Raw genomic sequence first — 22,966 nt, 5'->3', positions numbered from 1 at the left:
CTGGGACGGCGATCGCGTCGCACATGCGGTCACGGTGTGGCGGATCAGGCCTCGTCAGCCTACCGCCGGGGGACGCGGTGCGGCTCGTTCTGGCGGTGCGTGGCCCGGTGGGTACGGGCAGGGGGTGGCCGCCCCCTGCCCGTACCGGCGGTCTCAGGCCCGTACGACCGCCAGCACCTCGTCGCGGATCTTGGCCATGGTCGCCTCGTCGCGTGCCTCGACGTTCAGCCGCAGCAGCGGCTCGGTGTTCGAGGCGCGCAGGTTGAACCACCAGTCGGCGGCCGTCACGGTCAGCCCGTCAAGCTCGTCGGCGGTGACGTCCTCACGGGTGGCGAAGGCCGCCTTCACCGCTGCCGCACGGCCGGCCTGGTCCTCGACCTTGGAGTTGATCTCGCCGGAGGCCGCGTACCGGTCGTACTGGGCGACGAGCTCGGACAGCGCGCCGTCCTGGGAGCCGAGGGCCGCCAGTACGTGGAGGGCGGCGAGCATGCCCGTGTCGGCGTTCCAGAAGTCGCGGAAGTAGTAGTGCGCGGAGTGCTCGCCACCGAAGATCGCGCCGGTACGGGCCATCTCCTCCTTGATGAAGGAGTGGCCGACCCTCGTGCGCACCGGGGTGCCGCCGTTCTCGCGTACGACCTCCGGGACCGACCACGAGGTGATCAGGTTGTGGATGACCGTGCCTCCGGCGTGCTTGGCCAGTTCACGGGAGGCCACGAGGGCGGTGATCGCGGACGGCGGGACGCCTTCGCCCCGCTCGTCGACGACGAAGCAGCGGTCCGCGTCGCCGTCGAACGCCAGGCCCAGGTCCGCGCCCTCCGCACGCACACGGGCCTGCAGGTCGACGATGTTGGCGGGGTCGAGCGGGTTGGCCTCGTGGTTGGGGAAGGTTCCGTCCAGCTCGAAGTACATGGGGACGACGGTGAGCGGCAGCGAGTCGAAGACGGTGGGGACCGTGTGGCCGCCCATTCCGTTGCCCGCGTCCACGACGACCTTCAGGGGACGCATCTCCGAAAGGTCGACGAGGGAGAGCAGGTGGGCGGCGTAGTCGGTCAGCGTGTCGCGCTCGGTCACGGTGCCGGGGGTTCCGGCGGGGGCGGGGGCGCCCTCCTTCGACCAGGTCTCGACGAGCCCGCGGATCTCGGAGAGGCCGGTGTCCTGGCCGACCGGTGCCGCGCCCGCACGGCACATCTTGATGCCGTTGTACTGCGCCGGGTTGTGCGAGGCGGTGAACATCGCTCCCGGCAGCCCCAGGTGTCCGGAGGCGAAGTACAGCTGGTCCGTGGAGCAGAGCCCGATGAGGGTGACGTCTGCGCCCAGGGCCGCGGCACCGCGTGCGAACGCGCCCGACAGACCGGGCGACGACGGTCGCATGTCGTGGCCGACGACGATCGCGTCCGCGTTCGTCACCTGTACGAAGGCGGCGCCGAACAGTTCGGCGAGCGACTCGTCCCACTGATCCGGCACCACCCCGCGGACGTCGTACGCCTTCACGATCTGCGACAGATCAACAGCCACGGCCCAACCCCTTCTGAAGTCCATGCGATCGCTTCAAACTACCCTCACGGCGGCAGCCGACCGCGCGGGTCCTGCCCGAAAGTCGTCGGATGCGGAGGCGAGCGGAGACGCGAGGGTGCGGGACACCCGTGAAAAGCGGCGAGAGCGCGGGGAGCGGTCGACCGGAGGGTCGGGCGACCCGAGAGGCGGGCGACCGGAAGGGCGGGCGACCCGAGAGGCAAGCGGCCACCAGAGAGGCAAGCGGCCGGCGGGTCGGCCGTCAGGAGTCCGGGGAGCGCAGTACCCGCAGGTGGCCGCGGCGCGCGACCTCCATCGGGTCGGCCGAGCGCCGTCCCCCCTGTCCGCCGGCTTCCGCCGTACGGTCCTGGGGTCGTGCCGCCTCCCGCACCGCGTTCGCGAGTGCTTCGAGGTCGTCTCCGCTGGGGCGGGGCGGGGCGGAGCCGTCCGTGAGCCGTACGACCTCCCAGCCGCGCGGCGCCGTCAGGCGCTCGCTGTGTTCGGCGCACAGGTCGTAGCAGTGGGGCTCGGCATAGGTGGCGAGCGGACCGAGGACCGCGGTCGAATCGGCATAGACGTACGTCAGTGTCGCGACGGCGGGGCGGCCGCACGCGGTGCGCGAACAGCGACGTACAGGGCTCACGACGTTGGACGGTACCGCACTCTTGAGCGGGCTGCGACGACTCTCCACCAGGTCACTCCCCCGTGTCGTCGTGTGACATCGGACATATCGGCAGTTCGAGCAACTGGCCTGACCTGCACGGAAAGAGAACCACACGGGCGACGGCCACACGCCGTGCGGTCATGAGTTGGAGTGAATCAGGTCAATCGCGTCCGAATCAGCGGTCGCGAGAGCCCTGGAATCGCGCCCAACCTTGGCTGAAACGTTCATTTGGCGGCAAGCCTCGTGCCTGTGGCTCGGGAACGATCGCCGCAGGCCCCGGAGAGCTACCCTGCGTCAGTGATGGACAGTCCTGTACCCCCCCGGCCGGCAGAGCCGAGGCCTCGTCGCCGCGACCGGCACGGACGAGGCATGCGCGGCCCCGTCGCCCCGCCGCAGGTACCGCTCGCGGCCAGCCGCGCGGAGACCTTCCGCGACCTGGTCCAGGACTCGGTGGAGCGGTTGGAGCGCCACTGGCCGCAGCTGGCGGAGGTCGACTTCCTGGTGCTGGACGTACCCGCTTCACCGGACGAGTCGGTACCGCTGGGCAGCGCCGTACAGGCCACCAAGGACCGGCCGGCGCGGATCATGGTCTATCGCCGGCCCGTCGAGATTCGGACAAAGAACCGCGACGAACGAGCACTGCTCGTGCACGAAGTGGTCGTCGAGCAGGTCGCGGAGCTCCTGGGTCTGGCCCCGGAGTCGGTGGATCCGCGCTACGGACAGGACTGACGGCGACCTCGGCGGCGGCCACGGACAGCCGCCGCCAAGGAGGACCGGCAGGCACGCCGGTCACCCGTACGCGTCAGTCGTCCAGCACGGAAAGGTCCTGCTCGGCCTCCGGCACCGTCACCGTTCCGCGGTCGTCCGTCAGCGCCTGCACGGTGAACATCGGGATGCCGTCCTCCGCGATCTCCAGAGACCGCGACGCGTGCACCGGCCCGCCCGACAGGGTCTCGACCGTGATCGCGTAGGAGCCCTTGAGCCCGGCGGGCACAGGCGGGGTGATCACCGTCGTCCTCCCCGCCCCGACCGAGTACTCCTTGACCACCTGGGCGCCGGCCTCGGTCCCCGCCGACGCGGTGACCCTCACCTTCGCGTCCTTGCCCAATGCCGTCAGCGACAGCAGGGAACCCTTGGCACGGTTGTCGGCCACCGTGGCACGCTCGCCCACCGGCGCGGCGGCGGGGATGAACGCGACCTCCTTCTTGTCGCCCTTGCCCCTCACGACGCGCAGCGCGGCCACCACCGGGGTGGCCCGGCCGCCGTCAACCGCGCTGACGATCAGGGAACCGGCCTCGCCACGGGTGAGTTCCCCGAGGTCGACGCTCGCGGTCATCCCGGACTTCACATGCAGCGTCTCGTGTCCGGCCGGTGTGATCGTGCCGGTCGGGCCCGCCAGCCGGAGCTTGAGTTCCGCGTCCTCGTCCCCCGGTGCGAAGGCCGTCAGCTGCACCGAAGTGGCATCCGCCGGGATACCGGGCATCACGGCCGTGCCGGACGGGCTGGCGGAGGCGCCGAGCCAGTCGCTGCCGGCGTTCTCCTCCACGGACCGTACGACGGCGCCCACCCGGCCGGTACGAGTGGTGACGTGGACCGTCACGTCCTCCGCCGGATCAGCGGTGAGCGTCGAGAGCAGGACCGGGAGGCTGGACCCACCGGGGACCGGGATGCCCTCGGCGACAGTGCTCTTGAGCACGCCTTCCTTGCCGTGGAGCTCGACGTCGACGACCGCCGCGGTGTCGTCCGGGTTGGTCAGGTGGACGTAGTCCTGGCGCTTGTCGGCCAGCGAGGCCCCCGGGAACCAGAAGTCCGTGTCGGGTGCGGTGCAGCTGACGCCGAGCAGTCCGCGTCCGCTGCCCGCGGCGACCGTGGTGGTCTGCTGCGCCGTCCAGCCCGGGGCGAGCCTGCCGGTGGCCGTGCCGACGAGCGCGGGGGCCTGGCCGCCGTCCTCCTCTACGGAGACCGGCTTGCCGGGCTCCTTGAGCGCGAGGAAAGCCTTGTCCGGGGCGGGCTTCTTCGCCTCGCCCTTCTCCTTGCCGGCGTCGTCCTTCGCGGCGTCGTCCTTATCGGCGTCGTCCTTGCCGGCGTCGTCCTTGCCGGCCTCGTCCGCGGGTGCGGCGTCGGGATCGGCCAGCGCGACCGCGGACGGCCTCAGCTCCGCCGAGTCGGCGTCGGCCCCCTCGCCGCCGCCCGCCGCGCCCTTCCCGGCGGGCGTGAAGGAGGTGTACGTCGTCTCCGCGAGGTCGGAGCTGCTGGGCGCGGGGCAGAGCAGGCTGGAGCGTTCGACGGGGAGCCGCGCCGCAGCGCCGCCCTGTGCCTCGTCCGCGCCGTCCGGCGCCGTGAGCGAGGCGAAGCCGGTCACCGCGGCGAGTGCCGTGGCGGCCGCGATCAGGGAGATGGTCGTGCGCTTCACTCTGACTCGCCTCGCGTCGTGCCGGGGGCTTGCGCCGGGGGTTCTGGGTACTGGCCGCCGTTCGCATCGCCGTACCCGTACGGGTCGTGCTGGCCGTCCTGCCGGTACTGACCGTCCACGGGGTACTGGCCGTCCTGCTGGTACTGACCGTCCACCGGGTACTGGCCGCCGTGCTGGTACTGGCCGTCGTCGAAGGGCGCGCCCTGGTAGGGGTCCGGCTGCCGGTACTGGCCGTCCCCGTAGGTCTGGTCCCCGCCGTACTGCTGTCCCTCGCCGTACCCCTGGCCCTGCGCCTGACCCTGGCCGTACTGGACGTCCTGGTACTGCCCCTGGTCGTACGAGGTGCCGTACCCGGCGTCGGAGTACGTCCGGGTGTCCCACTCGCCGTACTGCTGCTGCGGCACCGCCGCGTACGGCGCGGGCTCGTCCACCGGTCGCGGGTCCGGGGCCGGGTCCGCGGGACCGCCCTGCCCTGTCACCCCGGCCTCCGCCGCTTCCGTCGCCTCCACGGTCCCTGCCTCGGCCTCGGCCTCCGCCTCCGCCTCGGCCTGGGCACGCAGCCTGCGCGCCCTGCGGCCGTCGCCGGTCACAGACTCGTCCGGCACCGCCACCGGCGCGTCCGGCAGGTCGTCGTCCATCTCCCGCTTACGGCCCGGCAGCGCCAGCACGACCAGCACCAGCGCAAGGAACGCCTGGGTCCAGATCCATGCCGTGTGGGTGGCCGGGTTCTCGTACGTGAGGTCGAGGCGGCCGCCCTCCGCGGGCAGTTCGAAGCCCTGCGCCCAGCCGTCGACCGTCGTCTTCTTCAGCGGTCGTCCGTCGAGGGTCGCCTGCCAGCCCTCCGCGGCGCGGTCCGCGATGCGCAGGATCCGGCCGGACCCGCCGACGGGAATCTCGGCGTGCGCCTCGACCGCGTCGGAGGCCACCGGCAGGGGTTCGTCCTTGCCGGTCACGATCGTGGCGCGGGCGACCTGGCGGTCCACGCGCCACAGGGCGCTGCCGTCGAGCTGACTGAGCCGGCTCAGGCCGGGCGTCGCGTCCAGGACGCGGCTGGTCTCGCGGGGCGCTCCGTCACGGACGAGCACGTACCGGATCGCGTAGCCGCTGAGCTGGCTGGTCTGGTCGGCGCCGGACCCTGCGACGAGGTTGGCGACGATCTTGTCGAGGCGGTCGTCGCTGCCGCCGCTCTCGGTGAGCTCGGCGTCGCCGAGGCGGCCGCCGGAGCCGCGTACGAGGGTGTAGGAGACCTTGGCGGCCGACGCGCCGCCGAGCACCAGGGTGCGCGGCTGGTCCCGGGTGTCGCTCTCCTCCGCGACGAACGCCGGCACCTGGACCGGGTCGCGCCGCTCGAGGGGACCGCCCGCGCCGGCGACCATCCAGTTGGCCGCGGCGATGACGGGAGCGAGGGCGGCGGCCAGTGCCACAAGCGCGGCGACCGGCTGTCGCCAGCCGAAGCTCTGGGCGGCGACGCGTGTGCGGCCGCCCTCGGCCCCGAGGACCGCGGCGGCGAGCAGTGCGATGCCGTAGACGAGGGTGGCCGGGCCCGCCCAGCCGGAGCCGCTGTCACCGGAGCCGTTGACGAGGGCCGCGAGGACCAGGGCGACCAGCGCGACGGTCCAGGCTCCGCGGATGGCGAACTGCCGCTCCTCGCGGAGCAGGGCGCCCAGCGCGGCCAGCACGATGCCGATCATCAGGAGGCCGCCGACCGTTCCGGGGCCGCCGGGGCTGATGCCCAGCAGGTCGGTGGCGCTCGCCACGCCGCCGTCGTAGGCCAGGCCGGCTTCGCGGAGGAAGCCGGAGGGGCTGGTCAGCAGGGAGAGCGACCAGGGCGCGAGGACGAGCACGGGGGTGCCGACGGCCGCGACGAAACGCATCCCGTAGGCCGTGATGTCGCCCCGCCGCAGAACGAGGACGGCGATGCCGAGAACCACCGCGATCGGCCACACGACGGGCGTGAAGGCCATGGCGAAGGTGAGCAGCAGCGCGTACGCCCAGGTGGCCCGCCAGCTGCCGCGGCCACTGCCGGTGACGCGCAGCCCGTGGGCGGCGACCGCGGCGCGGGCGATGAGCGGGAGGACCACGGCGAGGACCGCGGTACCGAGCCGCCCGGTGGCCAGCGCGCCCGTGGCGGCGGGCAGGAAGGCGTAGGCGACGCTTCCCCAGGCCCGCAGCAGCCGGGACTCGACGATGGGCCGGGAGGCGAAGTAGGCGGTGAGTCCGGCGAGCGGGACCGAGCAGACGAGCAGCACGGTCAGGGCGAGGCCGGTGGAGCCGAGGAAGATCGCGGAGAGCACCGCGAGGACGGCGAGGTACGGCGGCGCGGTCTGGGTGCCTCCGGTGCCGAGGGGGTGCCAGCTGTCCGCGTAACGGCTCCACAGGTCGGAGACGTCGCCGGGAGCGGGGAGCAGGGCGCCGCCGGCCAGGGCGCCGCCTGCGAAGAGCCCGCGGCAGGCCACCAGGGAGACGACGAGGAGCACGGCGAAGAGGAGCGGGCCCGGCTTGCGGGCGATCTTCTTCAGCCTGCCGAACTGCTCGATCTCCAGGAAGTCGGCGTCGTCACCGCCGGGTCCCGACTCCACGGCGCCGTGCCGGGAGCCGCCGGAGTCCACGTCCGAGCCGCCGAAGTTGGAGACGACCTGTTCGACGGTCGCACGGACGGTGGCGCCGGGCGGCGGGAACAGGGGCCGCAGCTCGCTCGCCTCGACCGTCCGCCCGGAGCGTCTGCGCCGTCCGGCCAGGATGCGCTCGGGCCGCAGCAGTACGCCGAAGAGGCCCATGACCTCGTCGACGGCCTGTCCGGGCACCTTGCCGACCAGGTAGGCGAGGGTGCGCAGCAGGGTGCCGAAGACGATGCGCAGCAGTACGTACAAAAGCGCGACGCCGCGGGTGTTGGTGAGCAGTGTGTAGACGGCGCCGGCCTTGTCGACACGGTGCGGGCTGGCCACGGAGCGGCCGGCGCAGTCGACGGTGCGGCGTTCGCGGGCGGCTGCCTCGGCGTGCCGGAGCACGGCGTCGGGGGCGATCAGGACGCGGTGTCCGGCGGAGTGGGCACGCCAGCACAGGTCCACGTCGTCGCGCATGAGCGGCAGCCGCCGGTCGAAGCCGCCGAGTTCCTCGAACACGTCCCGGCGGATGAGCATGCCCGCGGAGGAGACGGACAGGACGGAGCGGACCTGGTCGTGCTGGCCCTGGTCCTGTTCGCGGCGGTCGAGCCCCGTCCAGCGGCGTCCGCTGTTGGCGATGGAGACGCCGGTCTCGAGGAGCTGCTTGCGGTCGTACCAGCCGCGGAGCTTGGGGCCGACGATCGCGGCGTACTCGTCGGAGTCGGCGACGCGCAGCAGTTCGGCGAGGGCGTCGGGCTCGGGCGCGCAGTCGTCGTGCAGGAGCCACAGCCACTGGACGGGCTCGCCGTACGGAAGCTCGGGCATGTCGTACGCGTCGTCGCGCCAGGTTCTGCTGACCGGGTCCCAGCCGCTGGGCCGCTTCAGATACGGCAGCTCTTCCGGGGTGAGCACGCCGGCGGTGCGGGCGGCCTCGTCGACGGCGGTGCCGAATCCGGTGCGGCGGGCGAGATGCAGCACGCGTTCGGCGCCCAGGGCGTCGGTGAGCAGCTGCGCCGAGTGGTCGGCGCTGCCGGTGTCGGCCGCGACGACGTTCTGTACGGGGCGTTCCTGGCCGATGAGTCCGGCGAGGGCGTCGGGGAGCCAGCGCGCTCCGTCGTGGGAGACGAGCACGGCGGTGACGACGTGCCGCGGGAACTCTGGCGCGGCTGCCGGAACAAACGCGGCTGTGGTGGCGGACATTGAGGTACGGGCCCTCCGGCCGGGGTCACCCCGTAGGGGCTCTGGTGCGTCACGGACGGGGCCCCACACTAACGGCTGACATGTGGACGGTCCGCAGCCTGTGGACAACCCACAGACGGCGGACCGTTCGTTTCATACGTTGTTGACGCAGTTGTACCGTTTGACCGGCGGTGATGCGGGCGGCGATTCAGACGGCGGCCTTCTTGAGACGCCGGCGCTCCCGCTCGGAGAGGCCGCCCCAGATCCCGAATCTCTCGTCGTTGTTCAGGGCGTATTCGAGACATTCGGAGCGGACTTCACAGGCGAGGCAGACCTTTTTGGCCTCGCGGGTCGAGCCACCCTTCTCGGGGAAGAAGGACTCGGGATCGGTCTGGGCGCACAACGCGCGCTCCTGCCAGCCGAGTTCCTCGTCCGCGTCCTCGACCAGCAGTTGTTCGAACAGCTCGGTCATGTGCGCCCCTCGTCTGTCTTTGCGTCCCCGTGATGTTGCCGCGATCGTTTTCGGCCGAACGACACGAGTGAAATTACAAGTGTGTAGCTCCGGGCCAGTCAAGCCGAGATCTGCTATTAGGCCCGGTATTCACTCTGCGGAACCAAGGCTATGCGGAAAGTGTTCAAATCACCAAAATCGTGACACATGCCAGCGGCCTGCTCCGCACCCCGCCCCTCGGAGGAGAAGACGCCGGAGAGATCGATCTTGTTTCGACCGAGCCGGTGAAGCGATCCGGATCACAGTCCGATCACTTCAAGCCCAACGACGTTTGCAAGCAGGGTTGCTGCCGCATGTCTCCGCACCGTCGCCTGCACAAACCTTTCTCCGTTCGCAGTAACCGGAAAAGGTGAAACATTGCCGCCAAATCGGTCATTGGGTTGACACTGGACGAGCGGACCCGTCACCTTTGGTTTCATGCCAGCGACCACAGCGCCCCTCGCGACCCGCCACCGCGGGTTCCGCAGCGCTGTCCAGGCGCGCTGTTGCTGTTGCTGTTCCAGCTGTTGAGCCCTCGAGCTCCGGCTTCTCGCACCTCGCGTCACCTGCCCGCTCTGCGACACCCCATGCACTCCTGCTGAGGAACCCCCGCACCCATGAACAGCGACAGCGACCTCCAGATCGCCGGCGACATCCTCGCCGTGCAGCACCTTCTCCAGCCCGCCCGTGAGCACCCGGCCACCGTCGCCGAGTTCGCCGGCCTCGCCCGCTCCGTCGCGGCCGACCGCACGCAGTGGGAGCACCTCGTCGAGTACGACGCCGCCTCCCGCTGGTACCACCGGCTGCGCACCGGCCCCGGCTACGAGGTCTGGCTGCTCAGCTGGGTCCCCGGCCAGGGCAGCGGCCTGCACGACCACGGCCCGTCCTCCGGCGTGCTCACCGTCCTCCGGGGCGAACTGACCGAGCGCACCGAGCGCGGCGAACGGTCCCTCCCGGAAGGCTCCCAGCGGGTCTTCGCACCGGGCTACGCGCACGAGGTGGTCAACGACTCCCTCGAGCCGGCGGTGAGCCTGCACGTCTACTATCCGGGCCTGACCGAGATGCCGATGCACACGGCCGCCCGCTGCACCACGGAGACCGTCCCCGTCTGACGCCTCCAGGGGACCTGCGAGGATGGCCGCATGCGCATTGTGGTTCTGGCCGGCGGCATCGGCGGCGCCCGTTTCCTCCGTGGTCTCAAGCAGGCCGCGCCCGAAGCGGACGTCACGGTGATCGGCAACACCGGTGACGACATCCATCTCTTCGGCCTGAAGGTCTGCCCCGACCTCGACACCGTGATGTACACCCTCGGTGGTGGCATCAACGAGGAGCAGGGCTGGGGACGCCGGGACGAGACCTTCCAGGTCAAGAGCGAGCTCGCGGCCTACGGCGTCGGTCCGGAGTGGTTCGGCCTCGGCGACCGCGACTTCGCCACCCACATCGTCCGTACACAGATGCTGGGCGCCGGCTATCCGCTCAGCGCCGTCACCGAGGCGCTCTGCGACCGGTGGAAGCCGGGCGTACGGCTGCTGCCGATGTCCGACGACCGGGTGGAGACCCATGTCGCCGTGACGATCGACGGCGAGCGCAAGGTCATCCACTTCCAGGAGTACTGGGTGCGGCTGCGGGCCTCCGTCGCCGCGGAGGCCGTCGTGCCGGTCGGCGCCGACCAGGCCAAGCCCGCACCCGGCGTGCTCGAGGCCATCGCGTCCGCGGACGTGATCATCTTCCCGCCGTCCAACCCCGTCGTGAGCGTCGGCACGATCCTCGCCGTGCCCGGCATCCGCGAGGCCGTCGCGGAGGCGGGCGTACCGGTCGTCGGGCTCTCCCCCATCGTCGGTGACGCGCCCGTGCGCGGCATGGCCGACAAGGTCCTCGCCGCGGTGGGCGTGGAGGCGACCGCCGCCGCCGTCGCCACGCACTACGGCTCCGGGCTGCTCGACGGCTGGCTCGTGGACACCGTCGACGAGGCCGCGGTCACGGCCGTCGAGGCGGCGGGCATCCGCTGCCGGGCGGTGCCACTGCTCATGACCGACGTGGACGCGACCGCCGAGATGGCCCGCGCGGCGCTGGCCCTGGCCGAGGAGGTACGGGCGTGAGCCCTGCCTCGTACCGGGTCTGGGCACTGCCCGGAATGGGCGAGGTCAGGCCCGGCGACGACCTCGCCAAGCTGATCGCCGCCACAGCCCCCGAACTGGCCGACGGGGATGTCCTTCTCGTCACCTCCAAGATCGTCAGCAAGGCGGAGGGCCGGATCGTCGAGGCGACGGACCGGGAGGCCGCCATCGACGCGGAGACGGTCCGGGTCGTGGCGCGGCGCGGCACCCTGCGCGTCGTGGAGAACCGGCAGGGCCTGGTGATGGCCGCCGCCGGCGTGGACGCGTCCAACACCCCCGCGGGGACGGTGCTGTTGCTGCCCGAGGACCCGGACGCCTCCGCCCTGGCCATCCGCGAAGGGCTGCGTGACGAACTCGGCGTCGACGTCGGCGTCATCGTCACCGACACGTTCGGGCGGCCCTGGCGGGCCGGGCTGACCGATGTCGCGATCGGGGCGGCGGGCGTACGGGTGCTGGACGACCTGCGGGGCGGCTCCGACGCCCACGGCAATCCGCTCGGGGCGACCGTGGTGGCCACCGCCGACGAACTCGCCGCCGCGGGCGACCTGGTGAAGGGCAAGGCGAACGGCCTGCCGGTCGCCGTCGTACGCGGCCTGCCGCACATCGTGGGCGACACCGCGGAGGACGCGAGCGCACTGATCCGAAGCGCGGCCGACGACATGTTCCGGCTGGGCACCTCGGAGGCCGTGCGGGAGGCGGTGACCCTTCGCCGCACGGTCCGTGAGTTCACGGACGAGCCGGTGGACGGCGGCGCGGTCCGGCGCGCGGTCGCGGCGGCGGTGACGGCACCGGCCCCGCACCACACCACACCGTGGCGCTTCGTTCTCCTCGAGTCGGCACAGTCACGGCTGCGGCTGCTGGACGCCATGCGCGACGCGTGGATCGCGGACCTGCGGCGGGACGGCAAGCCTGAGGAGTCGATCGCCAGACGGGTCCGCCGCGGGGACGTGTTGCGCGACGCGCCGTACCTGGCGGTGCCGTGCCTGGTCATGGATGGCTCGCACACCTACGGCGACGAACGGCGGGACGCGGCCGAGCGCGAGATGTTCGTCGTCGCAGCCGGCGCGGGCGTGCAGAACTTCCTGGTGGCGCTGGCCGGGGAGCGGCTCGGGTCGGCGTGGGTTTCGTCGACGATGTTCTGCCGCGATGTGGTCCGCGAGGTCCTCGCACTGCCGCGGACATGGGACCCCATGGGGGCGGTCGCCATCGGTCACGCTGCCGCCGCGCCGAAAGCACGGGCGCCGCGGGAGGCGTCGACGTTCATCGAGGTCCGATAGGCCGGTGCGGTCCCGCGCTTCGCGCGGTGTTTTCGGAGCTCCTCCTCCTGCGCCCGGCGGCGTGGGAGGTACCCCGGCCCGGACCCCCGCGTCCCGAACGCCGGCGGGGCTGAAGTCCTCCCCGCCGACGGCTGGATCTCGCTGGGCGAGGTCCAGTCCGGCCGGGGGACTTCCCCCGCGCCAGGCCGGAGGGGGAGAGATCGAGGCCACCGTGCGAAGCCCTGTACACCGTCCGCAGGACGGAACAGCCCCCGGTAGGTGCGGCGGGGGGCCCGGGGCCTGCCCCGGAGCGGAAGGGGTGGGGAAAGGAGGGACCAGGCCCGCCGCACGAGCAGCAGGCGCCCACAGCGGCCGCGGCGGTCCGCAGCGACGTGGTGGTCACCACTGCGCGATGTCGACCCGCCGCATCTTCGGTTGGCGGCGCGGGGGCGTACGGGCGGAGAGAAGGATCAGGCGGGCCGCCCGGTGGCGTTGGCCCTCGTAGGGGGCCAGCAGTTCCAGCATCGTCGCATCGTCCGCGTCGCGCTCCCCCGCCAGCGCGTAGCCGACGATGCGCGGCAGGTGCAGGTCGCCGACCGTGACCGCGTCGGCGGCGCCGTTGCTGCGCTGGATGACCTCCGCCGAGGTCCACGGGCCGATACCGGGGATCAACTCGAGCCTGGCCATGGCCTGTTCGGCGGGCATCGCCGCTGCTTCCTCCATGCGGCGCGCCACCTTCACCGCGCGCAGGATCGTCGACGCGCGCTTGTTGTCGACGCCTGCCCGGTGCCATTCCCAGGAGGGTACGAGCGCCCAGGTCCGTGGCTCCGGCATGACGTGCAGCCCCAGGCCGTTGTCGGGGCCGGGTGCCGGTTCGCCGTACTTTCGGACCAGCAGCCGCCAGGCCCGGTACGCCTCGTCCGTGGTGATCTTCTGTTCCAGGATCGAGGGGATCAGGGACTCCAGGACCAGCCCCGTACGCAGGAGTCGCAGCCCCGGCCGGCGGTGCTGCGAGGCGGCGACCAGTCGGTGCCGCGGGGTGAACGCCTCGGGTTCGTCGGCCGCCCCGAGCAGGTCGGGCAGACCGTCGAGCAGCCACTCGGCACCCGGCCCCCATGCCTGTGCCGCCACCGCGCCGTCCCGAAAAGCGACCCGCAACGTGCCGGGCCCGGCGGGCGTACGGCTGGCCCGCCAGACCGATCCGTCGGCCGTCGTACGGAAGGTGGGATCGGCCGGGCCCCGTCGCAGCGGCCCGAGGACCAGCCCGAGGTCGAGCGGCCACGGCGGTTCCCACCGCCGGACACGAGGGGCGTCACCGGCCGCGGTCTGCCGCGGTATCCCGGCGGGTACGCGTGTCGCGCCACCGCGTACGGTGGCGCGGCTCGTGCCCGGTGCACCCGGTTGGAAACGCCCTGCCATGCGGCCAGGCTACTGGTCGCCGGCTACTGGTCGGAGGAGAAGCGGACCGCGCCCGCCGGCAGCACGGCGTCGCACCACACCCGCGCGCCGTCCCGGAGCTCGTTGTCCTCGCCCACGACCGCGCCGTCCCCGACGACCACTCCGGCCAGCACCGTACGGGCCCCGATGCGCGCGCCCGCGCCGACGAGTGAGTCGGAGATCACGGCGCCGGCTTCCACGACCGCGCCGGCCAGGACCGTACTGCCGTCGATCCGGGCGTCCTCGCCGACGCTCGCGCCCTCGCAGACCACCGTGCCGCCGGTCAGCTTGGCGCCCGGTGCCACCGTCGCGGACGGCAGGACCAGCCGGTCACCGCGCCGGCCCGGCACCGCCGGGGACGGAGCGCGGCCGAGGACCAGGTCGGCGGAGCCGCGTACGAAGGCGTGCGGGGTGCCGAGGTCCAGCCAGTAGGTGGAGTCGACCATGCCCTGGAGGTGCGCCCCGGAGCTCAGCAGCTCCGGGAAGGTCTCCCGTTCGACGGAGACGGGCCGGCCCGCCGGGATCGTGTCGATGACCGACCGCCGGAACACGTACGCGCCCGCGTTGATCTGGTCGGTGACGATCTCCTCGGGCGTCTGCGGCTTCTCGAGGAACGCCGTGACGCGCCCGGTCCCGTCCGTCGGCACCAGGCCGAACGCACGCGGGTCGTCGACCCGGGTGAGGTGGAGGGAGACATCGGCGCCCGACGAGCGGTGGGTGCCGACGAGCGCCTCGATGTCGAGGCCGGTGAGGATGTCCCCGTTGAAGACGAGGACCGGGTCGTCGGGACCCGACCGCAGCCGGGACGCCACATTGCGGATGGCCCCGCCGGTGCCGAGCGGTTCCTCCTCCGTCACGTACTCCAGGTGCAGGCCGAGTGCGGAGCCGTCACCGAAGTACGGCTCGAAGACCTCGGCGAGGTACGACGTGGCGAGCACGATGTGCTCGACACCCGCCGCCCGCGCACGCGCGAGTTGATGGGTGAGGAAGGGCACGCCCGCCGCCGGAACCATCGGCTTCGGAGTGCGGACGGTGAGCGGACGCAGCCGGGTGCCCTTGCCTCCGACCAGGAGGATCGCTTCTGGGGCCTGGTTCAATGCGTTCTCTGCTTCCTGCTGGGGCCGGGCACGGTCGCGGGTTGGACCGGCCAGTTTATGAGGTGCGTCAGCAGCGCCCGGCCCCGTGCCCCCTCAGCGGCCCTGAAGCTTCGCCGAGGCCGTTCTGGCGGCTCCGAGCTTGCTGTAGAGGCGGCCTCCGGGGCAGTCCGTGACGTAGCCGTCGCGGTGGCCGGAGATGGCGTTGAGGCTGACCTTCACGCCTTTCGCGTACTTGCCGCTGCCGGCCGAGGTGAGCGTCACCTTGCCCTTCGGATTGATCCCGTGCAGGCCGAGCTTCCACGCCGTCAGCTTGGCCACCGCGTTCACCGCGGCCTGCGGAGGATTGGTGGAACTGTACGTGCCGAGCACGGCGATGCCCGTGCTGTTCGTGTTGAAACCCAGGGTGTGCGCGCCGAGCACGGGCTTGGCCACGCCTCCTGCCCGGCCTTCGTAGATGTTTCCGCACTTGTCGACGGCGAAGTTGTAGCCGATGTCGCGCCAGCCGCTGCTCTTGGTGTGGTAGCGGTAGATACTGCGGATAACGGAGGGGGCCTGCTTGCAGGTGTAGTTGTTGCCGGTGGCGCTGTGGTGGACGAACGCGGCCTTCACCGAGCCGGTGTAGACGAACGCCTTCTCCCGCCACGACTCGTCCGCGCCCCATCCCTTGCGGGTGACGATGCCCGGCCGCGGTCCGATGTACGGCTTCGCTCCGGCGGCGAGGTCGCCGGCGAGCAGGTCGCCCGCCGCCGCCGCTTCGGCCTCCGTGTCGGCCTGGTTGAGGGCCGGGATCTCGAGGCCGCCGAGGGGACCGCGGCCGACGGTGGTGTCGGGGCCCGGTCCCGCGGCCTGGTCCGTGTCCGGGGCGGGGCCGGTCTCCGTGCCCGTGCCCACGCCCGTGCCCGTGTCCGTGTCCGTGCCGGGGGCGGCGGGACCGTCGCCGGGGTCGACGAGTTCGAGGCGCATGCCGGCGGGGAGGCCTCGAGAGCTGCCGTCGTCGGCCCGTACGCGTACTTCCACGCCGTCCGACGCGCCGACCCACAGCGGGGCGGTGGAGCCGCGTACGGTGCGCGACTCGCTCTCCGCGGTTCCGGGGTCGGCCGCGTGCTCCGAGTTGTGCGTCTCGACCTGTTGCCAGTCGGACCAGACGCCGGAGCCGACGGCCCGGGTACGCACCTCGACGGTGCCCTCGAGTGCGGTGAGCTCGTCCTCCCAGACGACGCCGACGAGGGAGAACGGGTCGACGTCCTGTTCCGGGAGTCCTTGTTCACGGGCGCCTTGCCCGGTGGTCCCGGGGGAGCGTTCCGAGGGGGTTTGGCCGAAGGCCTTCAGTGGCAGGGACTGGGTCGAGCCGGGCACGTCCGGTGCTTGTGGGACCGCGGCGGCCGGCAGGGGCGCGGCGAGCGCGCCGGAAGCGAGCGAGAGCGGGAGGACGAGCGCGGTCGCGCACGCCACTCCGACGGAAGAAGCCAGGTATCCACGCATGGGAAGGATCCTGTGCCGGTGCGGGGGGCCTCGCGCGGCGGGAAACCGCCGGTGAGCTGACGGGCCGTCGGTCCGACCGGAGGACACCGTCACCCGAGCGGCCGCTTTGGCCCCCGGGCGGCGGCGTACGCTTGCGCGGGTGAACGCCAGCGACCGCACCCCTGCCGACCTGCTGCGATCCGCGCTCGCCGCGGACCCCGCACGCCCCTTGGTCACCTTCTACGACGACGCCACCGGTGAGCGCGTGGAATTGTCCGTCGCCACCTTCGCCAATTGGGTGGCGAAGACGGCCAATCTGCTCCAGGGCGATCTCTCCGCCGGGCCGGGCGACCGGCTCGCGCTGCTGCTGCCGGCGCACTGGCAGAGTGCCGTCTGGCTGCTCGCGTGTTCCTCCGTGGGCGTGCTCGCCGATGTGGGCGGTGACGCCGCGCGAGCCGACTGCGTGGTCGCCGGATCCGGCCAGTTCGACGCCGGGCTGGCCTGCGGCGGCGACCGGATCGCGCTGTCGCTGGCGCCGCTGGGACGCCGTTTTCCGGAACCGCCGGCCGGCTACGCCGACTACGCGGTCGAGGTACCGGGGCAGGGCGACCGGTTCGCCGCCTACGCGCCCGTCGACGCGGACGAGCCCGCGCTGGCCGTCGGCGGCGTCGAACTGACCGGTGCCGAACTGGTGGAGCAGGCCCGTGCCGACGCGGAGCGACTCGGTCTCGCGCCCGGGTCGCGGCTGCTGTCGGGGAAGTCGTACGACTCCTGGGACGGGCTGTCCGCCGGCCTGTTCGCGCCTCTCGCGTCCGGCGGTTCCGTCGTGCTGTGCCGCAATCTCGGCGAGTTGTCCGAGGAGGCACTGGCCAAGCGCGTCGAGAGCGAGCGGGTCACCGACACGGCGGTATGACAAGCGCCGGGCGTCCACTCGTGTGGCGCACAGTCGGGCCGGGCCCTCCCCGGTGGGCGGCCTGCCCCGGTGGATGATCGGCGACAAGCGTGTTTCAACGCACAACCAAGCGCGGGGTTCAGCCGTCTAGACCAGCGATCGGCGGCCCAGCGCGCCGCCGACGCCACGAAGGATGGACGCACACGTGACGGACAAGGCCGGCACGCGGCCCGCGGGTTCCGCCGGCGCGGACGAGAGCGCGCGGTCCGCCGGCGCGGACGAGAGCGCGGGGTCCGGGGACCTCGCCGCGACCGGGTCCGCCGACCGGACCGACGGGCGGTCCGCCGACGCCGTCGGGACCGCTGAGCCCGGCGGGCCGGCCGGGGCCGACGCGGACCTCGTGCCCACGGGGGCGGGTTCCCCGAACGGGGCCTCCCGCGGCCCGCGAGGTGCCGGGAGGACCGGCGACGACCCGGCCGACGCGCGGTCCGCCGCCGCGGACCGGACCGCTGGGCACATCGGGGACGACGTCACGGACGACGAACTGCCCGACGCCGGCCGGGACTCGGCCACATCGCGGATCGGCCCGGACGTCCGGGCGGACACCGCCGGGGAGCGGACGGACGGCACGCCGCATGCCGATGCCGACGACGCGGAAGGCGTGGAGGGCACGGGCGGGGACGCCGGACCCGGGCCCGCCGACGGCCACGTTCCCGGCGAAGGCAGGGGCGGCGCGGACGACGGCGCCTCCGGCCGCGAAGACGGCCCGCGGAACGGACGCGGCGACGGGCGGGGGTCCGGCGGCGGCTCCGGCGGGGACGGTTCCGGCGACGACCCGAGTGGTGGCGGCGAGCGGCGTCCACGGCATTGGATGCGCTGGGCCGCGCTCGGCACCTCGCTCGTCGTCCTCGCGGCCGCCGGGGCGGGCTGGTGGTTCTACCGGAAGCTCGACTCCAACATCACCACCGACACCACCGCCGCCGCAGAACTGGAGACGTACGAGAAGGAACGTCCCACCCCGCTCGCCGTCGACGCCCAGAACATCCTGCTCCTCGGTTCCGACACCCGGTCCGGAGAGGGCAACGACGAGTACGGCCGTGACGAGGGCGGCGGCAGCCAGCGCTCCGACACCACGATCCTGCTGCACATCGCGGCGGACCACGAGAGCGCGACGGCGATGTCGATCCCACGCGACCTGATGGTCACCGTCCCGAGTTGCGGAAAGCCGGACGGCAGCCGCACCGAGGAGCAGATGGCGCAGTTCAACTCGGCCTTCCAGCTCGGCGGCGCGGCCTGCACGATCCGTACGGTCGAGAAGTTCACCGGCATCCGTGTCGACCACCACATGGTGATCGACTTCCGCGGCTTCAAGGACATGGTCGACGCCGTGGACGGCGTGGAGGTGTGTCTGAAGGAGCCGATCGACGACAAGGCCGCACGTCTCAAGCTGCCGGCCGGGCCGCAGACGCTCCACGGCGAGCAGGCCCTCGGGTTCGTGCGGGCGCGCAAGACGCTCGGGAACGGCAGCGACACGGAGCGCATGGAGCGCCAGCAGCAGTTCTTGGGCGCCCTGGTCAAGAAGGTGCAGAGCAACGGCGTACTGCTCAATCCGACGCGGCTGTACCCGGTGCTCGACGCGGCCACCAAGTCGATCACCACCGATCCCGGCCTGGATTCGCTCAGGGATCTCTACGATCTGACCCGTTCAATTCGCAGCATTCCGACCGAAAAGGTCCAATTCCTCACCGTTCCGCGGAAGCCGCACTCCGCGAACCCGAACCGCGACGAGCTCGTCCAGCCAGAGGCGGACCAGCTTTTCAAGAGTCTGCGCGAGGACGCCTCCGTCACCGTCGTACCCGGCGACGAGCAGGAACGCGACGGGGCCACCGGGGAGCCCGACGCGGACGGGACCACCGGACCGAGCCCGACACCGACATTTCCCGGTACCAATGCCGCCGAAGGGATGTGTGAGTAAAGCAATGGCCAAACGGAAGCAGAGAGTGCAGACGGATTGGGCGTATTGCCCGCTTGTAAGGGACGTGGAATTTGTCACGGGCGTCGCTCGACGCTGAACTTGGCGGATAGTGTGACGCGATCCGGTGCTTCCGACCCCTGTGTCGCGCACTGCTGAATCGAAGGACCGAGCGCCTGTCGGGGGAGGCGCTTCGCGTGGCACCGACGGAGGACTCAAGCAACCGTGGATGCGCAAAGCCGTGGGCAGGCGGACGAGATCGACCCCGCCGACCAGTGGGTACTCAACCCGCAGACCGGCAACTACGAACTGCGACTGGAACAATCCGCACCGCAGTCGATCCCCTCCGCCAGAGGCTCAGCTTCCAGAAGTGCCGGGTCCAGAAGTGACGGGTCCAGGGGGGCCGGGTCCAGGGGGGCCGGCCGCCGTGGCGACGCCGCGCGGAGCGCGGCGACCGAGGGCGGTTCCAGGCGCCGTACGGCCACCCCCGCCACCGAGGTCCCGGGCCAGCGCAGCCGCCGCGCCCAGGACGCCTCCGGCGGCAGGGCGGCGCAGCAGCAGGCCGGCAGGCGCAAGCGCAAGCAGGCCAAGTCGGGCAAGAAGAAGGCGCTGCTGTGGACGTCCGGCACCCTCGCGCTGCTGCTCGTCGGCACGGCGACGGCCGGATACCTCTATTACGAGCACCTCAACTCGAACATTCAGGCGCTCCCCGACGACGGCGCGAGCACCGGTGGCTTCAGCAAGGACCGGCCGATCAACATCCTGGTGATCGGCACGGACAAGCGCACCGGCGCGGGCAACGAGGGCTACGGCGACCGGAACAGCGCGGGCCACGCGGACACCACCGTGCTGCTTCATGTGTCCAAGGACCGCACCAACGCGACGGCGTTGAGCATCCCGCGCGACCTGGTCACCGACATCCCGGACTGTCCGACCACCCAGGAGGACGGGTCCACCAAGACCATCCCCGGACAGCAGAACGCCCGGTTCAACATCAGTCTGGGCCAGTCCGGCCGTACGCCGAGCTGCACCATGCGCACGGTCACCGAGATCACCGGCATCACGCCCGACCACTTCATGGTGGCCGACTTCAACGCGGTCAAGACGCTGAGCTCGGCCGTCGGCGGCGTACCCATCTGCCTCGACAAGGACATAAAGGACAAGGACTCCAAGCTGAACCTCGAGGCCGGTGAGCACACCGTCAAGGGCGAACAGGCCCTCGCGTTCGTCCGCACACGGCACGCGGTCGGATTCGGCGGCGACCTGGACCGCATCAAACTCCAGCAGCAGTTCCTCAGTTCACTGATGCGCAAGCTCAAGTCGAACGACACCCTCACCAGCCCGACGAAGCTGGTGAAGCTGGCGGAGGCCGGCACCAAGGCACTGACCGTCGACTCCAAGATCGACGACATCATGAAGCTCCGTGACCTGGGTCTGGAGCTCGGCAAGTTCGAGATGAAGAACCTGACCTTCGCCACCGTGCCGGTGAAGGACAACCCGACGGAGAAGGTCAAGGCAACCGTCGTGCTCGACGAGGCCAAGGCCGAGCAGCTGTTCGCCATGGTCCGCGAGGACATCTCCCTCACCGAGGTAGAGCAGCAGAAGCAGGCCGCCAAGGACGCGGCCCAGGAGAAGCAGAACGCCCTCCTCGAGGGAACCAGAGCGGAGGCCTCCGACGTCCGTGTCGACGTGCTCAACGGCGGCGGACCCCAGGGCTCCGCCCAGAAGACGCTCGACTGGCTGCAGAACACCGAGGGTGTGCTGAAGTCCTCCAACAAGGGCAACGCACCGGCGGACGTCGCAAGGACGACCCTCGAGTACGCACCGAACCAGGCGGACCAGGCCCGCAAGCTCGCGGACCTCATGGGCCTGCCCGCCGCGGCGCTCAAGCCCGGCACACAGGACGCCGAGGGGCTGCAGGCGATGACGCTGACCCTCGGTCCGGATTTCAAGGGCGCAGGGGTGCCCATCACGGGTCCGGCGAAGCTGCCGGACGACGTGACGCGAATCGAAGCCGACAAGCAGGTATGCGCCAAGTGACGCCGCGGAAACGGCTCATGGGGCGGGCCTGAACACAGGGGGGACCAGGGGTGGGAAGAAGCAGCGTGCGTGGGGAGGGGACCCGGGAACGCGTCGAGGAGGCCGGCGATCTCGGCTGGAACGACGGGCTGTACGACGACGAGCCCGGGCGCGTCCCGGGCGCTCGTACGGCTCCCGACGACGAGCAGGTCCCCGCGGACCCCTCGGCGGGCGACGCGGCGGAGGCGTCGGGCGGGAGCCACCGGCGAGGCGGTGCCCGCCGCCGCGCGAAACGTGGCAAGCGCCGAATACTCCGCGGTGTCGCGATCACCGTCGCGGTGGTGGTGCTGGGTACCGCGGGGGCGGGGTACCTGTACTACGAGCACCTGAACAGCAAGCTCAAGAAGGACGATCTGACGCTCGGCGACGCGATGCCCGACCACAAGGCGAACGCGGCCGGGCAGACCCCGCTGAACATCCTGCTGATCGGCTCCGACGCGCGGGACACCGAGGCGAACCAGAAGCTCGGCGGCGCGAAGGAGACCTTCGGCGGAACGCCGCTCGCCGACGTGCAGATGCTGGTGCACCTCTCGGCTGACCGCAGCAACATCTCGGTCGTCAGCATGCCTCGGGACACGATCGTGAAGATCCCGGAGTGCACCGACCCGGACACCGGCAAGACCTTCCCCGCCAAGGAAGTCGCGCTGACCAACGAGTCCCTCGGCCGCGGCGGTCCGGGATGCACGGTCGCCACCTGGTACGAGCTCACCGGTATCACCATCGACCACTTCATGATGATCGACTTCGCGGGTGTGATCTCGATGGCCGACGCCATCGGCGGCGTCCCGGTCTGTGTGGAGGAGAACATCCATTCCCGCAGCTGGGACGGCAAGGGCTCCGGCCTGAAGCTGGAGAAGGGCACGACGTACATCCAGGGCGAGCAGGCGCTGCAGTGGCTGCGCACCCGGTACGGGTTCGACGACGGAACCGACCTGGCCCGTGCGCACGGTCAGCACATGTACATGAACTCGATGGTCCGCGAGCTGCGCAAGAACACCAAGCTCACCGACCCCAACAAGCTGCGCAAACTCGCGACGGCGGCCATCGACTCGCTCACCGTCGACAAGGGCATCGACACGGTGAAGGACCTCTTCGACCTGGGAACGCAGCTCAAGAGCGTGCCGACCTCCCGCATCACCATGACGACCATGCCGAACTTCTACAGCAAGCGGCCGGGTCTCGAGGGCAAGGTGGAACCCCTCCCGGGTGACGCCGAGCAGCTGTTCCGTTTGGTGCGCGAGGACATTCCGCTGGACGGCAAGGGGCCGAAGAAGCCCCCGCCGAAGCCCGCCGAGTCGAAGGACCCCGCTGCCGCCCCCGCGGAGATCCCGGTCATGGTGCGCAACGGCACCGGCGGCGACGGCCGGTTCGCCGAGCAGGGCCGTGCGACGGCCGTCACCGGGCTCCTCACCGACAAGGGCTTCACCCTCGCCAAGGCCGACAACACGCTGGATCCGCAGAAGACGACGGTCGTGCTGTACTCCAACGCGGAGCTGGAGGGCGACGCGAAGGCGGTCGCCAAGGCCCTCGGCATTCCGGCGGGTTCGGTGAAGAGGTCGACGGACGCCACCGGCATCCAGCTGATCGTCGGCGCCGACTGGCGCGAGGGCGACGCCTATCCGAAGTCGTCCGGCAAGACCGACGACAAGACTCCGGACACGGCGAACATCCTCCAGGGCGACAAGGACGACGCGTGCATGCCGGTCCAGGAGGGCTACACCTGGTAGCAGCAGGACGCCCACAGGGCCCGGTCGCCGTGGCGACCGGGCCCTGTGGCCTGTCCGGGTCCGGAGC

16 protein-coding genes are annotated in these 22,966 nt (G+C 71.6%); 8 read left to right on the top strand and 8 right to left on the bottom strand.

What is annotated here, in order from left to right; translation table 11 throughout:
• Positions 1–153: 153 nt before the first annotated feature.
• Complete coding sequence (locus ACFYV1_RS32645) at positions 154–1,515, bottom strand: phosphomannomutase/phosphoglucomutase (RefSeq protein ID WP_389399260.1); 1,362 nt, start codon at positions 1,513–1,515, stop codon at positions 154–156.
• A gap of 259 nt (positions 1,516–1,774) precedes the next feature.
• Entirely contained in the window at positions 1,775–2,203 is a 429-nt protein-coding gene (locus ACFYV1_RS32640; RefSeq protein WP_389399259.1) for a DUF3499 domain-containing protein, read from the bottom strand.
• Between the two features lie 273 nt (positions 2,204–2,476).
• Here ACFYV1_RS32640 and ACFYV1_RS32635 point away from each other — a divergent pair, with 273 nt between their 5' ends.
• The gene (locus ACFYV1_RS32635) at positions 2,477–2,905 is read left to right on the top strand and encodes a metallopeptidase family protein (protein WP_389399258.1); all 429 of its coding nucleotides are present in this window, start codon (positions 2,477–2,479) and stop codon (positions 2,903–2,905) included.
• A 73-nt stretch (positions 2,906–2,978) separates the two neighbouring features.
• On the opposite strand, the gene ACFYV1_RS32630 is transcribed toward ACFYV1_RS32635, so the two are convergent.
• The 3 genes from ACFYV1_RS32630 to ACFYV1_RS32620 form a co-directional block, all read right to left on the bottom strand.
• On the bottom strand, positions 2,979–4,589 hold the full coding sequence (locus ACFYV1_RS32630) for a DUF5719 family protein (RefSeq protein WP_389399257.1): 1,611 nt from the start codon (positions 4,587–4,589) through the stop codon (positions 2,979–2,981).
• Positions 4,586–8,392 (bottom strand): glycosyltransferase, encoded by a 3,807-nt coding sequence (locus tag ACFYV1_RS32625; RefSeq protein WP_389399256.1) that lies wholly within the window; start codon positions 8,390–8,392, stop codon positions 4,586–4,588. Before ACFYV1_RS32625 ends, ACFYV1_RS32630 begins: the two co-directional genes overlap by 4 nt.
• 187 nt (positions 8,393–8,579) lie before the next feature.
• The gene (locus ACFYV1_RS32620; protein ID WP_053557226.1) at positions 8,580–8,843 is read right to left on the bottom strand and encodes a WhiB family transcriptional regulator; all 264 of its coding nucleotides are present in this window, start codon (positions 8,841–8,843) and stop codon (positions 8,580–8,582) included.
• Between the two features lie 635 nt (positions 8,844–9,478).
• Between ACFYV1_RS32620 and ACFYV1_RS32615 the strand changes: the two genes are divergently transcribed.
• Genes ACFYV1_RS32615 through ACFYV1_RS32605 form a run of 3 tightly spaced genes read left to right on the top strand, consistent with a single transcriptional unit; the run spans position 9,479 to position 12,255 of the window.
• Positions 9,479–9,973, top strand: a complete 495-nt coding sequence (locus ACFYV1_RS32615; protein ID WP_389399255.1) for a cysteine dioxygenase — start codon at positions 9,479–9,481, stop codon at positions 9,971–9,973.
• A gap of 30 nt (positions 9,974–10,003) precedes the next feature.
• Positions 10,004–10,960, top strand: a complete 957-nt coding sequence (gene cofD, locus ACFYV1_RS32610; RefSeq protein WP_389399254.1) for a 2-phospho-L-lactate transferase — start codon at positions 10,004–10,006, stop codon at positions 10,958–10,960.
• A complete protein-coding gene (locus ACFYV1_RS32605) occupies positions 10,957–12,255 on the top strand; it encodes a coenzyme F420-0:L-glutamate ligase (protein ID WP_389399253.1) in 1,299 nt (432 codons plus the stop codon). The genes cofD and ACFYV1_RS32605 overlap by 4 nt, the downstream gene beginning before the upstream one ends.
• 378 nt (positions 12,256–12,633) lie before the next feature.
• Here ACFYV1_RS32605 and ACFYV1_RS32600 read toward each other — a convergent pair whose 3' ends face one another.
• From ACFYV1_RS32600 to ACFYV1_RS32590, 3 genes are all read right to left on the bottom strand, one after another.
• On the bottom strand, positions 12,634–13,653 hold the full coding sequence (locus tag ACFYV1_RS32600; RefSeq protein WP_389399252.1) for a DNA-3-methyladenine glycosylase family protein: 1,020 nt from the start codon (positions 13,651–13,653) through the stop codon (positions 12,634–12,636).
• Positions 13,654–13,676: 23 nt separating this feature from the next.
• Complete coding sequence (locus tag ACFYV1_RS32595; protein ID WP_389399251.1) at positions 13,677–14,768, bottom strand: sugar phosphate nucleotidyltransferase; 1,092 nt, start codon at positions 14,766–14,768, stop codon at positions 13,677–13,679.
• Between the two features lie 93 nt (positions 14,769–14,861).
• Positions 14,862–16,250 carry a peptidoglycan recognition protein gene (locus ACFYV1_RS32590; RefSeq protein WP_389399250.1) on the bottom strand — a complete coding sequence of 463 codons (1,389 nt, stop codon included), beginning with the start codon at positions 16,248–16,250 and terminating at the stop codon, positions 14,862–14,864.
• A 139-nt stretch (positions 16,251–16,389) separates the two neighbouring features.
• Here ACFYV1_RS32590 and ACFYV1_RS32585 point away from each other — a divergent pair, with 139 nt between their 5' ends.
• From ACFYV1_RS32585 to ACFYV1_RS32570, 4 genes are all read left to right on the top strand, one after another.
• The gene (locus ACFYV1_RS32585; protein ID WP_389399249.1) at positions 16,390–17,142 is read left to right on the top strand and encodes a TIGR03089 family protein; all 753 of its coding nucleotides are present in this window, start codon (positions 16,390–16,392) and stop codon (positions 17,140–17,142) included.
• 184 nt (positions 17,143–17,326) lie between these two features.
• Positions 17,327–19,096 carry an LCP family protein gene (locus tag ACFYV1_RS32580; protein WP_389399248.1) on the top strand — a complete coding sequence of 590 codons (1,770 nt, stop codon included), beginning with the start codon at positions 17,327–17,329 and terminating at the stop codon, positions 19,094–19,096.
• Positions 19,097–19,318: 222 nt separating this feature from the next.
• On the top strand, positions 19,319–21,133 hold the full coding sequence (locus ACFYV1_RS32575) for an LCP family protein (RefSeq protein ID WP_389399247.1): 1,815 nt from the start codon (positions 19,319–19,321) through the stop codon (positions 21,131–21,133).
• Positions 21,134–21,198: 65 nt separating this feature from the next.
• Positions 21,199–22,899, top strand: coding sequence for an LCP family protein (locus ACFYV1_RS32570; RefSeq protein ID WP_389399246.1), 1,701 nt, complete (start codon positions 21,199–21,201; stop codon positions 22,897–22,899).
• Positions 22,900–22,966: the final 67 nt, after the last annotated feature.

Origin of the sequence: Streptomyces sp. NPDC003023 (assembly GCF_042888225.1) — a bacterium.
Taxonomy (GTDB): Bacteria; Actinomycetota; Actinomycetes; order Streptomycetales; family Streptomycetaceae; genus Streptomyces.
The sequence above is the reverse complement of the archived record's forward strand: the minus strand, read 5'-3'. Positions and strand labels throughout refer to the sequence as shown.

Bases quoted from the DNA above. Each gene is read 5' to 3' on its own strand.
- ACFYV1_RS32635 (WP_389399258.1), top strand. From the start codon at position 2,477: ATGGACAGTCCTGTACCCCCCCGGCCGGCAGAGCCGAGGCCTCGTCGC.
- ACFYV1_RS32625 (WP_389399256.1), bottom strand. From the start codon at position 8,392: ATGTCCGCCACCACAGCCGCGTTTGTTCCGGCAGCCGCGCCAGAGTTC.
- ACFYV1_RS32620 (WP_053557226.1), bottom strand. From the start codon at position 8,843: ATGACCGAGCTGTTCGAACAACTGCTGGTCGAGGACGCGGACGAGGAA.
- ACFYV1_RS32615 (WP_389399255.1), top strand. From the start codon at position 9,479: ATGAACAGCGACAGCGACCTCCAGATCGCCGGCGACATCCTCGCCGTG.
- cofD (WP_389399254.1), top strand. From the start codon at position 10,004: ATGCGCATTGTGGTTCTGGCCGGCGGCATCGGCGGCGCCCGTTTCCTC.
- ACFYV1_RS32600 (WP_389399252.1), bottom strand. From the start codon at position 13,653: ATGGCAGGGCGTTTCCAACCGGGTGCACCGGGCACGAGCCGCGCCACC.
- ACFYV1_RS32590 (WP_389399250.1), bottom strand. From the start codon at position 16,250: ATGCGTGGATACCTGGCTTCTTCCGTCGGAGTGGCGTGCGCGACCGCG.